Origin of the sequence: Polaromonas sp. (genome assembly GCF_030682935.1) — a bacterium.
In the GTDB taxonomy this organism is placed as follows: domain Bacteria; phylum Pseudomonadota; class Gammaproteobacteria; order Burkholderiales; family Burkholderiaceae_C; genus Polaromonas.
Genome location: NZ_JAUXNA010000226.1, coordinates 1 through 13,805 on the forward strand (window position 1 = coordinate 1; position 13,805 = coordinate 13,805).

Consider the following 13,805-nt stretch of genomic DNA (forward strand, 5'->3'; position numbering starts at 1 on the left):
ATGCACTGTGCCGCCTGCGCGCTCTCCATTGAGGATGCCTTGCGCCAGGTGCCCGGCGTGGTGTCGGTGGACGTGAGCGCAGCCAGCCATCGTGGCCGCATCGTCTGGTCAGACCAGGCCGTCAAGCCGTCCGGCTGGATGCAGGCCGCGCAGCGCGCTGGGTATCGTGCCGTGCCGGCCAACGACGCCTTTGCCAGCGACCGGCGGCGCGCCGAGACGCGCAAGGCGCTGTGGCGACTCAGCGTGGCCGGCTTTTGCATGATGCAGGTCATGATGTACGCATGGCCTGCCTACGTCGCCAAACCGGGCGACCTCGCGCCCGACATGGCGCAATTGCTGCGCTGGGCTTCCTGGGTACTGTCGCTGCCGGTGCTGCTGTTTTCATGCGCGCCGTTTTTTGGCAATGCCTTGCGCGACCTGCGCCAGCGCCGCATCAGCATGGACCTGCCGGTCGCGCTGGGCATGGGCATCACGTTTGTGGTGAGCGCCATCGGCACGTTTGAGCCCCAGGGTATTTTCGGCGCCGAGGTGTATTTCGACTCCTTCACCATGTTTGTCTTCTTCCTGCTGACCGGACGCTGGCTGGAGCTGCGCCTGCGCGACCGCACGGCTGGCGCGCTGGAGGCGCTGATGAACCGCCTGCCCGACAGCGTGGAGCGGCGCCGCGCCAGTGGCGAGTTCGAGCGCGTGGCGGTGCGGCGTCTGGCCGCAGGCGACGTGATCCGTGTGCTGCCGGGCGAGGCCTTTCCGGCCGACGGGACCCTTCTGGAGGGCCGCACGCTGGCCGACGAGGCGCTGCTGACGGGCGAATCCCGCCCTTTGTCGCGCAGCGAAGGAGATGCCGTGATTGCGGGCAGCCACAACCTGACCGCCGCCGTGCTGGTGCGCGTGGAGCGCACCGGCAGTGATACACGTTTTGCGCAGATTGTGGCCCTGATGGAGAGTGCCTCCACGACCAAGCCGCAGCTGGCGCAGCTGGCCGACCGTATCGCCAAGCCGTTCCTGATTTTTGTACTGCTGGCCGCAGGGGGGGCCGGCGCGTACTGGTGGTCGCATGACCCTGGTCACGCACTGATGGTGGCGGTGGCCGTGCTGGTCGTGACCTGTCCCTGCGCGCTGTCGCTGGCTACGCCCGCAGCCATGCTGGCCAGCGCTGGCACCCTGGCGCGTCGCGGGGTGCTGGTGCGTCGCCTGCAGGCGCTGGAAACCCTGGCCACGGTGGATACGGTGGTGTTCGACAAAACCGGCACCCTGACCCGCGATGCTTTTGCGCTGGGAGAGGTGCGCACCCGGGGCGGCATTTCCCGGGCGGATGCCTTGGCCATGGCGGCCGCGCTGGCGCAGCATTCACTGCATCCCGTGTCCCGTGCGCTGGTGGCTGCGGGGCAGGACGCCGGGCCGGGCGAAGCGCTGCGGCCCGGGGTTTGGACGGCCGAAGCCGTGCAGGAGGCTGCCGGGCAGGGCTTGTCGGGTCGCCTGTTCAGCAGCGCAAGCCAGGGCGTTGCCGTGTCGGCACGTCTCGGATCGGCCCGTTTTTGCGGCGTGGCGCTGCCCGGAACAGACCAGTTGCATGCCTGCCTGAGCGACGATCAGGGCTGGGTGGCCACATTTGAGTTGCGCGAGGATCTGCGCCCTGATGCCCAGGCTGCCGTGGCTGCGCTGCTGGCCAAGGGGGTGCAGGTGCACCTGCTGTCGGGTGACCGGCCGGAGGCTGTGGCCCGTGTGGCGCGGCAAAGCGGCATCAGCGAGGCCCGCGGTGGCTGCACGCCGCAAGACAAGCTCGCCGTCTTGCGGGAGCTGCAGGCCCAAGGCCGCAAGGTTGCCATGGTCGGGGACGGTCTCAATGATGGCCCGGTGCTGGCCGGTGCGCATGTGTCGTTTGCCTTCGGGCAGGCGGTGCCGCTGGCCCAGGCGCAATCTGATTTTGTCGTGCTGGGCAACCAGCTGGGCACCGTGGCGCAGACGCTGCTGCGGGCCCGTCGAACGCTCGCCGTAGTGCAGCAAAATCTGTGGTGGGCGGGGGTCTACAACGCCGTTTGCGTGCCCCTGGCCGTCGTTGGCTGGCTGCCTGCATGGCTGGCCGGGCTGGGCATGGCCTTAAGCTCGCTGCTGGTGGTGCTCAATGCGATGCGCCTGTCGGGCGCCGTCCAACCCCTGGAGACTGTGTGATGGATATTCTTTTCCTGCTGATTCCCTTGTCCGTCATTTTGGTATTGTTCATTCTCGGCGGCTTGTGGTGGGCCATCTACCATGGGCAATTCGAAGACATCGACGCCGAGGCAGAGCGTATTCTTCGCGATGATTGATCTGAGTCAACGGGCATTCGGTTACGTCGCGATACGATTGACAAGTTATTAATAAGAGGTGGAAATGAAATTTGCCAATACAGAGGCTACTGCCTACAACGACACCGTTGTCAGGCAGTTTGCCATCATGACTGTCGTTTGGGGGGTGGTCGGAATGCTGGTCGGCGTGATTGTTGCCGCGCAGCTGGCCTGGCCAGACCTCATTGCCGATATCTCCTGGCTCAGCTACGGCCGACTGCGGAATTTGCACACCAATGCGGTGATTTTTGCGTTTGGGGGCTCCGCATTGATAGGCACCTCCTTGTACGTGGTGCAGCGTACCTGTCAGGTGCGTTTGTTCTCGGACAAACTGGGTGCTTTCGTTTTCTGGGGCTGGCAGGCGGTGATTGTGGCTGCGGCGGTTTCCCTTCCGCTTGGCTTCAGCCAGGCCAAGGAATACGCAGAACTTGAGTGGCCCATTGATATTTTGATCACGCTGGTATGGGTGGCGTATGCCATCTTGTTTTTCGGCACGGTGGGCACCCGCAAGGTCAGGCATATCTACGTGGCCAACTGGTTCTACGGCGCGTTCATCATTGCCATTGCGATGCTGCACATCGTGAACAATGCAGCCATTCCGGTCGGTCCCATGAAGTCTTATTCGGCTTATGCCGGTGTACAGGATGCCATGGTGCAGTGGTGGTATGGCCACAACGCCGTAGGCTTTCTCCTGACGGCGGGCTTCCTGGGCATGATGTACTACTTCATTCCGAAGCAGGCCGAGCGTCCGGTGTATTCGTACCGCTTGTCGATTGTCCACTTCTGGGCCTTGATCTTTACCTACATGTGGGCGGGTCCGCACCATCTGCATTACACGGCACTGCCGGAGTGGACGCAGTCGGTCGGCATGGCTTTCTCCCTGATTTTGCTTGCGCCAAGCTGGGGCGGCATGATCAACGGCATCATGACGCTGTCGGGTGCATGGCACAAGTTGCGTGATGACCCCATCCTGCGTTTCCTGATCGTGTCGCTGTCGTTCTACGGGATGAGCACATTCGAAGGGCCGATGATGTCCATCAAGACCGTTAATGCGCTGTCGCACTACACCGACTGGACTATTGGGCACGTGCATTCGGGCGCGCTGGGCTGGGTGGGTCTTATCACCATCGGCAGCATGTATTACCTGATTCCCCGCCTCTTTGGCCAAAAGCAGATGTACAGCATGAAGGCAGTGGAAATCCACTTCTGGACAGCCACCATCGGCATCGTGATCTACATTGCAGCGATGTGGATTGCTGGCGTGATGCAGGGTCTGATGTGGCGTGCGGTCAATCCCGACGGGACCCTGACCTACACCTTCGTCGAAGGCGTCAAGGCCACCTACCCCTTCTATGTACTGCGTCTGGCGGGCGGTCTGCTGTATTTCGGCGGCATGCTGGTGATGCTCTGGAACACCTACAAAACTGTCACGGCGGGCCGCGCCGTGACCGTCACTATTCCGGCTGCAGCAGCCCACGCCTGAGGAAAACAACAACATGGCTAACCAAAAAACCAGCGGCGGTCTCTCGCACGAGAAGATCGAAACCAACAACTTCCTGATGATCGTGCTGATTTTCATCGTGCTCGCCGTTGGCGGCTTGGTTGAAATCGTGCCCCTGTTCTTTCAGCGGTCCACCACCGAACCCATCAAGGGCCTGCAGCCCTATACAGCGCTGCAAGTCATTGGTCGGGACGTTTACCAGCGTGAGGGCTGCTACAACTGCCATTCACAAATGATTCGCCCGTTCCGCGCTGAAACCTTGCGTTATGGCCCTTACTCTGTGGCAGGTGAGTTCGTCTACGACCACCCGTTTCAGTGGGGTAGCAAGCGCACCGGTCCGGACCTGCACCGTGTGGGGGGAAAGTACAGTGACGAATGGCATCGTATTCACATGAACAATCCGCGTGATCTGGTGCCGGAGTCCAATATGCCCGCCTACTCATGGCTCGAGAAAGCCAAGGTGAACGAAGCCACGATTCAGGCCCATATGAAGGGGCTGCGTGCAGTGGGAACGCCTTACACCGACGAGCAGATCGCCAGCGCACCCGCAGAAGTCAAGGGTAAAACCGAGATGGATGCCGTGATCGCTTACCTGCAGGTGTTGGGTATTCACCGCAAATAACGCCACGGAGCTTCCAGCATGGACATCAACACACTTAGGGCCATTGTGACGGTAGTCAGCTTCATTACGTTCCTCGGAATTGTGGTGTGGGCCTGGTCCCGCCGAAATGCCGAAAGCTTTGAAGAGGCGGCCCGGCTGCCCTTTGAGCAGGACTGATGCACAAGCGCCAACGAACCGGATAAGGACGAAAAAAAATGAGCGATTTCACCAGTAATTTCTGGTCAGTCTACATAGCGGGTATCACGCTGGTCGGCATCTTTGCCTGCATGCTGCTGTTGTGGTTCAGTGGCCAGGCCAAGGCCATGACCGCCAACGACAACACCACGGGTCATGTATGGGACGGCGACCTGCGCGAGATGAACAACCCGCTCCCGCGTTGGTGGGTCTGGCTGTTTATCATCACCACCATTTTTGCCTTGATCTACCTGGCCTTGTACCCGGGTCTGGGTAGTTTTGCCGGCAAGCTGGGCTGGACCCAGGCAGGCCAGTACGACGCTGAGGTGGCCAAGGGCAACAAGGAAGTGGAGCCCCTGTATGCGCGCTTCAACGGCATGAAGCCTGAAGAGGTGGCCGGGGATTCCCAAGCCATGGCGATCGGCGAGCGCTTGTTCATGAACAATTGCTCGCAGTGTCACGGATCGGACGCACGCGGCAGCAAGGGCTTTCCGAACCTGACCGATCCAGACTCGCTGTACGGTGGGGCGCCTGACAAGATCAAGGAAACGCTGGTCCAGGGCCGCATCGGCAACATGCCGCCCATGGCTGCAGCCGTTGGCACCCCGGACGACGTGCGCAACGTCGCGCATTATGTGATGAGTTTGTCCAACAGTCCGCATGACTCGCTCAAGGCCTCTCTTGGAAAGGCAAAGTTTGGTGCATGTGCGGCGTGTCACGGTGTCGACGGGAAGGGTAACCAGGCGCTGGGCGCGCCTAACCTCACGGACGACATCTGGCTGCACGGATGGGGAGAAAACGCCATCGTGGCCATCGTCAACAATGGCAAGGTTAACCAGATGCCGGCCCAGGCAGACAAACTCACCGAATCCCAGATTCACGTTCTGGCGTCGTATGTGTGGGGCCTCTCCAACAAGGCTGGCGCAACGGCATTGAAGTGATTTTTATCCCTCTGGAACCCCTGTTCGGGTTCCCGTATTGAGCAGCACCCGTGGACAAATCCGAGTCTCCTGACGCAAAGATCATCCCCGCCGTTGCTGCGGCCGACACGCCACCCCAAGCCTTGCCGGCCGACGCCGATGAGGTGATGGTTTCTCTGTACCAGGCGCAAAAGAAGATCTATCCGCGCAGCGTCTCGGGTTTGTTTTCGAAATGGCGCTGGGGCTTGGTGTTTCTGACCCAAATCGTTTTTTACGGCTTACCCTGGCTTGAATGGGGTCAGCGCCAGGCTGTGCTGTTTGACCTGGAGGCCCGGCGTTTTTATATTTTGGGCCTGGTCCTCTATCCGCAGGATTTCATCTACCTGACGGGCGTCCTGGTGATTTCGGCCCTGTCGCTGTTCCTGTTTACGGCAGTGGCCGGGCGGCAGTGGTGTGGCTATGCTTGCCCGCAAACGGTGTATACCGAGATGTTTCTCTGGCTGGAGAAGCTGACCGAGGGTGATCGCTCGGCGCGCTTGCGCCTCGATAGCAGTCCCATGTCCCTGAACAAGTTTGCTCGAAAAGCCAGCAAGCAGTTTTTGTGGATCGCGCTTGCCTTGTGGACCGGGTTTACCTTTGTCGGTTACTTCACCCCCATCAAGGAACTCGGCATGAGTTTTTTGAGCGCGGGCATGGGACCATGGGAAACCTTCTGGGTATTCTTTTATGGTTTTGCCACGTACGGCAATGCAGGCTTCATGCGCGAGCAGGTTTGCAAGTACATGTGCCCCTACGCGCGATTCCAGAGCGCCATGTTTGACAAGGACACCCTGATCGTGACCTATGACGAGGCGCGTGGCGAGCCGCGGGGCGCGCGCTCCAGGAAGGCTGATCCCAAGGCTTTGAATTTGGGCTCCTGCGTGGATTGCACGCTGTGCGTCCAGGTATGCCCCACGGGCATTGATATCCGCAAGGGCCTTCAGTACGAGTGCATCAGCTGCGCCGCCTGCATTGACGTCTGTGACAACGTGATGGACAAGATGGGCTATCCGCGCGGACTGATCCGTTATTCCACTGAAAATGCGATGGCGCAGGGCTGGACCCGATCGCAGCTTTTACGCCGGGTATTTCGTCCGAGGGTATTGGTTTATACCGCCATCCTGGGCGCGGTGACGATTGCGATGTTTGTCAATCTGGCATTGCGCACGCCGTTCAAGGTGGATGTGGTTCGCGACCGCACTTCGCTGGCCCGGATTGTGAGCGGGGGCAAGATCGAGAATGTTTACCGCTTGCAGGTGATGAATGCCACCGAAAGCGCGCAGGACTATCGCATCACGGCGCAAGGGCTGCCGGGGCTGGTCATTGCTTCCGAGCCCCTGGTTTCGGTGAGTGCGGCCCAGTCCCGCTGGGTGCCCGTGACCCTGCAGTTGCCGCCCGATGTGGCGAGCGCAGGGTCACATGCGATTAGTTTTGAAATTGAAGCGATCAATGCCTCAGGACGCCTGACCGAGAAGTCAGTCTTCCTGGTGCCCCGATAAAGAACGGAGCTCCCATGCAAGAAAACAAATCACCACCTTGGTGGAAATTCGGTCATATGTGGCTGGTCGTCGGGGGGCCTGCGGTGGTGGTCGTGGCCTCATTCGTCACCCTGTATCTGGCCATCATCATTCCTGATCCTGTGATCGACACCCGGGCCCAGGATACTCGGGTTGCCGAGCCGGTCACGGGCGCCACGCCCAACATGGCGCCCGCGATGCAGGCCCGAAACCACGCTGCAACGGGTGTCCCTGCGCCGGCCAAGCCTTGACGCGCTGCAGCCCGTCACAACCACTGACAGGAGATAAAAAGAACATGCTTGCCAAACGACTGATGTGGATTGTCTGGCCGGCTTTTCTGGTCGCCGGTTTGATGGAGATGCTGGTATTTGCAATGGTAGACCCGCAGGATATGCACTGGTTTGGCCATCCGCTGGCGATGTCTCGCGAAGGCGTTTACACGCTGGCTTTTTTCGTTTTCTGGATTCTGACCATGGCCTCCAGTGCCCTGACCACACTACTCGCCATGTCTCCCTTCGAGGTTAATCGCTGTCCGTTTTCGGCCGATGCACGTCCGGAGGGTTGCCCGAAGGAAGGCGGTCGCTGCTGAATGCAGCTTTGATGTGCATGACGCAGGGTTTGCGTCCGAGTCGCCGTGCTGCCCAGGGCCTTACGTGCAGGGTTGCTGATTGTTGTTCACGATCAGCTTGAGGGCGTCCGTGTTGAGGATGCGCACATGCCGTTGCTTGACATCCACGATACCCTCTTCCGCAAATTTTGAAAAAGTGCGGCTGACCGTTTCGAGCTTGAGACCCAGATAGCTGCCGATTTCCTCCCGCGTCATGCGCAGGAGTAGCTCCGACTTCGAGAAGCCACGGGCATGGAGTCGCTGGACGAGGTTGAGCAGGAAAGCCGCCAGGCGCTCCTCGGCACGCATGCTGCCGAGCAGCAGCATGACGCCGTGCTCGCGCACAATTTCGCGGCTCATGATTTTGTGGATATGGCGCTGAAGCGAAGTGACCTCACGTGACAGTTCCTCAATGCGGTCAAACGGCATGACGCACACTTCAGCATCTTCCAGGGCCACCGCATTACAGGTGTGATGGTCATTCACAATGCCGTCCAGGCCGATAATTTCGCCGGCCATCTGAAAACCTGTCACCTGATCGCGCCCATCTGCCGTGGTGATGCAGGTCTTGAAAAAACCGGTGCGAATGGCGTAAAGCGACGTGAAGTTTTCGCCATTGCTGAAAAGGGTGGCGCCACGCTTGACTTTGCGGCGGATCGCGACGACTTCATCGATACGGTCCAGCTCTTCGGCCTTGAGGCCCAAGGGCATGCACAGCTCACGCAGGTTGCAGTTGGAGCAGGCGACCTTGATCGCGTGTGAATTCATGGGGGGTATTTTGGCGTCGCTGGCGGCGTCCGCTCGCCGACCCGTTCCCAAGGGTGATGGTGTGACATCCAGCATGGCATTCTCCAGAGAAGGGTTCGTTGTTTCGCGCAAGACCTTGTAGGCGATTGATCCAGGTCAAAAAAGTCCGGCGTGTTTCGCGGCATAGTGCAGAGGCTGGCCCTTAGTCCAAGGGTTTGGCGCCAAGGACCCGCTATGAATGCTACTGCGATCGATTGTATGCCCACCCCATTTCCTGAATTGATTCGCCGTTTTGATGTGTCCGGTCCACGCTACACCTCATACCCGACAGCCGATCGTTTTGTGGAAGCTTTCACGCCAGACCAGTTTGTCCAGGCGCTCGAACAACGCCGCAGCGGGGCGGCCGCCATGGTCCTTCCGCTTTCTCTCTATGTGCACATCCCGTTTTGCGAGTCGCTGTGTTACTACTGTGCCTGCAACAAAATCATCACCAAGCATCACGAGCGCGGTGAAGCTTATCTGCGCTATCTGAGCCGGGAGGTGGATCTGCACACTGCGCATCTGGGCCTTGGCCAGACCGTCAGTCAGCTGCATCTGGGTGGCGGCACGCCGACCTTCCTGAGCGATAGCGAGTTGCGCGAACTGATGGCCATGCTGAGGCGCAGTTTTACGCTGGCGCCAGGCGGAGAATATTCCATTGAAGTCGATCCGCGTACCGTTGATGCCACGCGGCTGGCCACGCTGGCCGAATTGGGCTTTAACCGGCTGAGCTTTGGCGTGCAGGACTTTGACCCGGTGGTGCAAAAGGCGGTTCATCGCGTCCAGCCGGCCGAGCAGGTATTCGCCCTGGTGGCGTCTGCGCGCCAATTGGGGTTCGAGTCCATCAATGTGGATCTGATTTACGGTCTGCCGCAGCAGACGCCTGAATCATTTGATCGCACGCTCGCCCAGGTCAACGAACTGCGACCGGACCGAATTGCGCTGTATGCCTACGCGCATTTGCCCGAGCGCTTCAAGCCGCAGCGCCGCATCATGACCGCCGAGCTGCCCACTGCGGACGCCAAGGTGTCGATGTTGTCGCGCTCGCTGGCGGCATTTCAAAATGCAGGCTATGTCTATGTGGGCATGGATCATTTCGCCTTGCCCAACGACTCGCTGGCGGTGGCCAAGCGCCAGGGCCGCCTGCACCGTAATTTTCAGGGCTACAGCACCCAGCCCGACTGTGACCTGCTCGGTCTGGGCGTGTCGGCGATTGGCCGGATTGGCGCAACTTACAGCCAGAACGCCAAGACGCTGGAAGAATATTACGACCATCTGGACCAGGGCAGGCTGCCAGTGGTGCGGGGCTTGGCGCTGACGCGCGACGATCTGGTGCGGCGCGCCGTCATCATGGCGCTGATGTGCCAGGGTCAGTTGCAGTATGAGTCGATCGAACTGGCCTACCTGATCGATTTCAAGAGCTACTTCGCTGCCGAACTGGAGACCCTGGCCGGCATGGAAGATCAGGGCCTGGTCGAGGTCAACGACACCGGTATCCAGGTTACCGCCATGGGCTGGTTCTTTGTACGCGGCGTGGCCATGGTGTTTGACCGGTATCTTCAGGCTGACCGTACGCGGGCAAGGTTTTCCAAGATCATCTAAAAACGGTCGATGCAAACATCGCTGGCCGTCACGGCACTGCTCATGGGGCTCGCAGGCGGGCCTCACTGCATCGCCATGTGCGGCGCGGCCTGCGCCGGCATTGGCAAGGCCGCAGGCGAGCGCGGCACCTCGGCCATCTGGACATTCCAGGCCGGCCGCCTGGCAAGCTATTCGGCCCTGGGTGCGGTGGCGGCGGCCTCCATGCAGGGGCTGGGCTGGTTGACGACACAGACGGCCGTCTTGCGCCCCGTCTGGACCATGTTCCATGTCGCCGCCATGATGCTGGGGCTGATGCTGGTGGTGTTGGCCCGCCAGCCGGTCTGGCTCGACTCGACGGCCCGCGGCATCTGGAGCAAGGTGCGGGCGCTCAATGCTGCCTGGGGGCGTGGCGCGCCACTGGCCATTGGCGCGCTTTGGGCTTTCATGCCATGCGGCTTGCTGTACTCGGCCCTGCTGGTGGCCGCGCTCAGCGGTGGTCCGCTGGAGGGTGCGATGAGCATGGCGCTGTTCGCCTTGGGCAGCAGCGTGTCACTGATGATCGGGCCCTGGTTGCTGCTGCGCCTGCGTGGCAGCGGCTCTGGCGAGTGGGGCATCCGCCTGGCAGGGCTGGCCTTGGCCGCCACTTCCGGCTGGGCCCTGTGGATGGGGCTGGCGCACGATACGGCGCCGTGGTGCGTGACGCCGTGAGCGCTTGAGAAGCCCAAAGAGGTAAAACTGGCCTCAAGTGCGCGAGCATGGTGAAGTTCCCAGCCCCTTCGTGGCGCGAAGTTTATGAGGTCGCGTCAATAGCGCCGCATCAGCGTGCTCTTGCCGAACAGGCTCTCGATCAGGTCGACTGCGACCTCCGCCGTGCCGTTACGCACATCCAGCGCAGGGTTCAACTCCATCACGTCCAGCGACGCCATCCGTCCGGTGTCGGCAATCATTTCCATGCACAACTGGGCTTCACGGTAGGTCGGGCCGCCCTTGACGGTGGTGCCCACACCGGGCGCGATGGCTGCGTCGAGAAAATCGACGTCAAAACTGACATGCAGATGGGTGTTCTCGTCGAGGCCCGCAAGCGCCGCTTCCATGGTGCGCTTCATCCCCATTTCATCGATGTAGCGCATGTCAAATACATCAAGCCCGACCTGTCTGACAAAGCGCTTTTCGCCCTCATCCACGCTGCGAATGCCGATCTGGCGAATGCTGGAGGGCTGCATCGCGGGAACCACGCCGCCTATGCCGGTCAACTCGTCAGGCCCGTGGCCGCACAGCACGGCCACCGGCATGCCATGCGTGTTGCCGGTGGGTGTCAGTGCATGGGTGTTGAAATCGGTGTGGGCGTCGAGCCACAGCACCCGCAGGGGCTGGTTCATGCGCCGGCAGTGACGTGCCACGGCACTGATGGACCCAATCGCCAGGCAGTGGTCGCCGCCCAGCAAAATCGGCAGCGCGCGCTCGCTCAGCGCCGAATGCACCGCCTCATGCACCGAACGGTTCCATGCGGCCACCTCGGCCAGGTGCCGGTAGCCGTTGACGGGCGCCTGCCAGGGGTTGGCGGGTCCGCTGAGGTTGCCCTGGTCCGTCACGCGCATACCCTGGTTTTCCAGTGCGGCCTGCAGTCCCGCAACGCGCAGTGCCTCGGGGCCCATGGAGGCGCCGCGGATACCCGCGCCAATGTCGGTCGGGGCCCCGATGAGCCTGAGGTGGGGTTTCATGGGGGCGTCAATTCAGCCGCGAGGGCGTGGATAGTTTGCGCGGAATGGCAGCGGGCGCCGCTGGCGCCCAGCAGTCCAAACAGATCTTTGGGGTTGTCCAGATGGGGGATCAAATCTATTTTCCGGGGCTGGTTCTGCTGCCCTTGAAGTTTATACAGATAGCGCAGGGCCGAGTAATCTTCGAGCGCAAAACCCACCGAGTCAAAAATCGTCACTTCGGCCGCTGACGCACGGCCGGGCGCTGCGCCGCTGAGCACCTGGGCGAACTCGGTGACGGCGAAGTCGGCGGGCAGCTGCTGAATTTCGCCCTCGACGCGCGATTGGGGCTCGTACTCCACCACCACGCGGGCATCGGCGCGCCGCAGGATGTCGGCGTGCAACTCGGTCTTGCCAGGGCAGTCGCCGCCCACGGCATTCAGGTGCATGCCCGGCGCGATCATCTCGGGCGTCAGGACGGTGGCGTTGCGTTTATCGGCGGTCACGGTGGTCACGATGTCGGCACCTTCAACGGCTTCGACGACAGACCGGCAGCGTGTGAATGGCAGATCATCCAGGCCGAGCGCCTGGAGGTTGCGCGTCAGCTTGTTGGTTGCGCGCGCGTCCACGTCAAACAGCCTGAGTTCGCGAATCCCCAGCATGTGGTGAAAAGCAATCGCCTGGAATTCGCTTTGCGCGCCATTGCCAATCAAGGCCATGACCCGGCTGTCCGGACGCGCCATCCAGCGTGCGGCCAGTGCCGACATGGCGGCTGTGCGTAGCGGCGTGGTCAGGGTCAGCTCGGACAGCAGCAGCGGGTAGCCGGTGGCCACGTCCGCCAGAACGCCGAAAGCGGTCACCGTCAGCAGTCCGCGTGCCGCATTTTGGGGGTGGCCATTGACGTACTTGAACGAGTACATCTGGCCGTCGCTGGTTGGCATCAGCTCGATCACGCCCGTCGGCGAATGAATTGCGTGGCGCGCCGACTTGTCGAATTCGCCCCAGCGCCGGTAATCGCTCTCGATTTCGGCGGCCAGCGCCTGCATGAAGTGCGCAGGGCCCGCGCCCGCCACGATGCGTTGCATGTCTTCAGTACCAATGTAGTCAACCATGCGGTGTCTCCCTGTGCCTTCGCTGTCAAATCCCGGGAAGCTGGTCGCGCAACACGCAACACAGTTTCTTCATCGCTCATTGTGCTGAACCCTGGCGGTAAAGAAAAGGCAGCAAAGTGATCAATATGTTCAGTGGCTTGTACAAATCGTCATATAAGTTTGGCGTTTTATCACTAAAATTAAACCATGGATGACACTGACCGCCAACTGATTGCCCTGCTGCGCGACAACGCCAGGGCCTCGGTCGCGTCGCTGGCCAAGGTCTTGCGCGTGTCGCGGGGCACGGTGCAAAACCGTCTGGGCAAGCTCGAAGCCGACGGCACCATCGTGGGCTACACGACCCGGCTCAGGCCGCAGGCCGAGGCCCATCGAATTCGTGCGCTGATGACCGTGGCGGTCGAAGGCAGCCGCATCGACCAGGTCTTGAGCAGTCTGCGCGGCGATCCCGCCGTGAGCGCGCTGCACACCACCAATGGCCGTTGGGACATCGTGGCCGAATTGCGCGCCGACAGCCTGGAGTCATTTGACCGCGTGCTGGGACGCATCCGCTTGCTCGAAGGCATTGCAAACACCGAAACCAGTCTGCTGCTGTCCACCAGCAAGCTTTAGGGCCTGCTGCAAGACGCCAGCCGCTAAACTTGGCAACCATGAACCTGGCCCCCGCTCAATTGTCCGAACACCTCCAGCGAGGACTGAAAAGCCTCTACACCTTGCATGGCGATGAACCCTTGCTGGTGCAGGAGTTTGCCGATGCCCTGCGCGCGGCGGCCCGGCTTCAAGGCTACACGGAACGCACGGTGCACACCGTAGCCGGCGCGCATTTTGACTGGAGCGAAGTGCTGGCCAGCGGTGGCTCGTTGAGTTTGTTTGCCGACAAACAGATGGTTGAAATTCGCATTCCCAGCGGCAAGCCCGGCAAGGACGG

15 protein-coding genes and 1 pseudogene are annotated in these 13,805 nt (G+C 61.2%); 13 read left to right on the top strand and 3 right to left on the bottom strand.

What is annotated here, in order from left to right; genetic code table 11:
• The 9 genes from Q8K05_RS10275 to Q8K05_RS10315 all read left to right on the top strand — a co-directional run.
• Window positions 1–2,169: cation-translocating P-type ATPase (locus Q8K05_RS10275; RefSeq protein ID WP_305246523.1), on the top strand; the 2,169-nt coding region annotated here is incomplete at its 5' end.
• On the top strand, window positions 2,169–2,306 hold the full coding sequence (ccoS, locus tag Q8K05_RS10280) for a cbb3-type cytochrome oxidase assembly protein CcoS (protein ID WP_305246524.1): 138 nt from the start codon (window positions 2,169–2,171) through the stop codon (window positions 2,304–2,306). The genes Q8K05_RS10275 and ccoS, both read left to right, overlap by 1 nt.
• Window positions 2,307–2,370: 64 nt before the next feature.
• A complete protein-coding gene (ccoN, locus tag Q8K05_RS10285; RefSeq protein WP_305246525.1) occupies window positions 2,371–3,807 on the top strand; it encodes a cytochrome-c oxidase, cbb3-type subunit I in 1,437 nt (478 codons plus the stop codon).
• A 13-nt stretch (window positions 3,808–3,820) separates the two neighbouring features.
• The gene (gene ccoO, locus Q8K05_RS10290) at window positions 3,821–4,447 is read left to right on the top strand and encodes a cytochrome-c oxidase, cbb3-type subunit II (protein ID WP_305246526.1); all 627 of its coding nucleotides are present in this window, start codon (window positions 3,821–3,823) and stop codon (window positions 4,445–4,447) included.
• A gap of 18 nt (window positions 4,448–4,465) precedes the next feature.
• Window positions 4,466–4,603, top strand: coding sequence for a cbb3-type cytochrome c oxidase subunit 3 (locus Q8K05_RS10295; protein ID WP_305246527.1), 138 nt, complete (start codon window positions 4,466–4,468; stop codon window positions 4,601–4,603).
• A gap of 38 nt (window positions 4,604–4,641) precedes the next feature.
• A complete protein-coding gene (ccoP, locus tag Q8K05_RS10300; protein WP_305246528.1) occupies window positions 4,642–5,562 on the top strand; it encodes a cytochrome-c oxidase, cbb3-type subunit III in 921 nt (306 codons plus the stop codon).
• Between the two features lie 50 nt (window positions 5,563–5,612).
• Window positions 5,613–7,079 (top strand): cytochrome c oxidase accessory protein CcoG, encoded by a 1,467-nt coding sequence (gene ccoG, locus Q8K05_RS10305; RefSeq protein ID WP_370868823.1) that lies wholly within the window; start codon window positions 5,613–5,615, stop codon window positions 7,077–7,079.
• 14 nt (window positions 7,080–7,093) lie between these two features.
• Window positions 7,094–7,348: a nitrogen fixation protein FixH gene (locus Q8K05_RS10310; protein WP_305246529.1), complete on the top strand. Its 255-nt coding sequence runs from the start codon at window positions 7,094–7,096 to the stop codon at window positions 7,346–7,348.
• Window positions 7,349–7,392: 44 nt separating this feature from the next.
• Window positions 7,393–7,686 carry a hypothetical protein gene (locus Q8K05_RS10315; protein WP_305246530.1) on the top strand — a complete coding sequence of 98 codons (294 nt, stop codon included), beginning with the start codon at window positions 7,393–7,395 and terminating at the stop codon, window positions 7,684–7,686.
• A 60-nt stretch (window positions 7,687–7,746) separates the two neighbouring features.
• Here the strand turns inward: Q8K05_RS10315 and fnr are convergent, their stop codons facing one another.
• Window positions 7,747–8,472: a fumarate/nitrate reduction transcriptional regulator Fnr gene (gene fnr, locus Q8K05_RS10320; RefSeq protein ID WP_305246531.1), complete on the bottom strand. Its 726-nt coding sequence runs from the start codon at window positions 8,470–8,472 to the stop codon at window positions 7,747–7,749.
• 237 nt (window positions 8,473–8,709) lie between these two features.
• On the opposite strand from fnr, the gene hemN reads away from it, so the two are divergent.
• Window positions 8,710–10,092, top strand: coding sequence for an oxygen-independent coproporphyrinogen III oxidase (gene hemN / locus Q8K05_RS10325; RefSeq protein ID WP_305246532.1), 1,383 nt, complete (start codon window positions 8,710–8,712; stop codon window positions 10,090–10,092).
• A gap of 9 nt (window positions 10,093–10,101) precedes the next feature.
• The gene (locus Q8K05_RS10330; RefSeq protein ID WP_305246533.1) at window positions 10,102–10,779 is read left to right on the top strand and encodes a sulfite exporter TauE/SafE family protein; all 678 of its coding nucleotides are present in this window, start codon (window positions 10,102–10,104) and stop codon (window positions 10,777–10,779) included.
• 95 nt (window positions 10,780–10,874) lie between these two features.
• Here Q8K05_RS10330 and rocF read toward each other — a convergent pair whose 3' ends face one another.
• Window positions 10,875–11,792, bottom strand: a complete 918-nt coding sequence (rocF, locus tag Q8K05_RS10335) for an arginase (RefSeq protein ID WP_305246534.1) — start codon at window positions 11,790–11,792, stop codon at window positions 10,875–10,877.
• Window positions 11,789–12,880 carry an ornithine cyclodeaminase gene (locus Q8K05_RS10340; protein ID WP_305246535.1) on the bottom strand — a complete coding sequence of 364 codons (1,092 nt, stop codon included), beginning with the start codon at window positions 12,878–12,880 and terminating at the stop codon, window positions 11,789–11,791. Before Q8K05_RS10340 ends, rocF begins: the two co-directional genes overlap by 4 nt.
• Window positions 12,881–13,066: 186 nt before the next feature.
• Here Q8K05_RS10340 and Q8K05_RS10345 point away from each other — a divergent pair, with 186 nt between their 5' ends.
• Both Q8K05_RS10345 and Q8K05_RS10350 read left to right on the top strand, forming a co-directional pair.
• Window positions 13,067–13,489: an Lrp/AsnC family transcriptional regulator gene (locus Q8K05_RS10345; RefSeq protein ID WP_305246536.1), complete on the top strand. Its 423-nt coding sequence runs from the start codon at window positions 13,067–13,069 to the stop codon at window positions 13,487–13,489.
• Between the two features lie 38 nt (window positions 13,490–13,527).
• Window positions 13,528–13,805, top strand: a pseudogene (locus Q8K05_RS10350) (DNA polymerase III subunit delta); the annotation flags it as partial.

Excerpts from the sequence above, each read along its gene's own strand:
- ccoS (WP_305246524.1), top strand. The coding sequence starts at position 2,169 with ATGGATATTCTTTTCCTGCTGATTCCCTTGTCCGTCATTTTGGTATTG.
- ccoN (WP_305246525.1), top strand. The coding sequence starts at position 2,371 with ATGAAATTTGCCAATACAGAGGCTACTGCCTACAACGACACCGTTGTC.
- ccoO (WP_305246526.1), top strand. The coding sequence starts at position 3,821 with ATGGCTAACCAAAAAACCAGCGGCGGTCTCTCGCACGAGAAGATCGAA.
- Q8K05_RS10295 (WP_305246527.1), top strand. The coding sequence starts at position 4,466 with ATGGACATCAACACACTTAGGGCCATTGTGACGGTAGTCAGCTTCATT.
- ccoP (WP_305246528.1), top strand. The coding sequence starts at position 4,642 with ATGAGCGATTTCACCAGTAATTTCTGGTCAGTCTACATAGCGGGTATC.
- Q8K05_RS10310 (WP_305246529.1), top strand. The coding sequence starts at position 7,094 with ATGCAAGAAAACAAATCACCACCTTGGTGGAAATTCGGTCATATGTGG.
- Q8K05_RS10315 (WP_305246530.1), top strand. The coding sequence starts at position 7,393 with ATGCTTGCCAAACGACTGATGTGGATTGTCTGGCCGGCTTTTCTGGTC.
- fnr (WP_305246531.1), bottom strand. The coding sequence starts at position 8,472 with ATGAATTCACACGCGATCAAGGTCGCCTGCTCCAACTGCAACCTGCGT.
- hemN (WP_305246532.1), top strand. The coding sequence starts at position 8,710 with ATGCCCACCCCATTTCCTGAATTGATTCGCCGTTTTGATGTGTCCGGT.
- Q8K05_RS10330 (WP_305246533.1), top strand. The coding sequence starts at position 10,102 with ATGCAAACATCGCTGGCCGTCACGGCACTGCTCATGGGGCTCGCAGGC.
- rocF (WP_305246534.1), bottom strand. The coding sequence starts at position 11,792 with ATGAAACCCCACCTCAGGCTCATCGGGGCCCCGACCGACATTGGCGCG.
- Q8K05_RS10340 (WP_305246535.1), bottom strand. The coding sequence starts at position 12,880 with ATGGTTGACTACATTGGTACTGAAGACATGCAACGCATCGTGGCGGGC.
- Q8K05_RS10345 (WP_305246536.1), top strand. The coding sequence starts at position 13,067 with ATGGATGACACTGACCGCCAACTGATTGCCCTGCTGCGCGACAACGCC.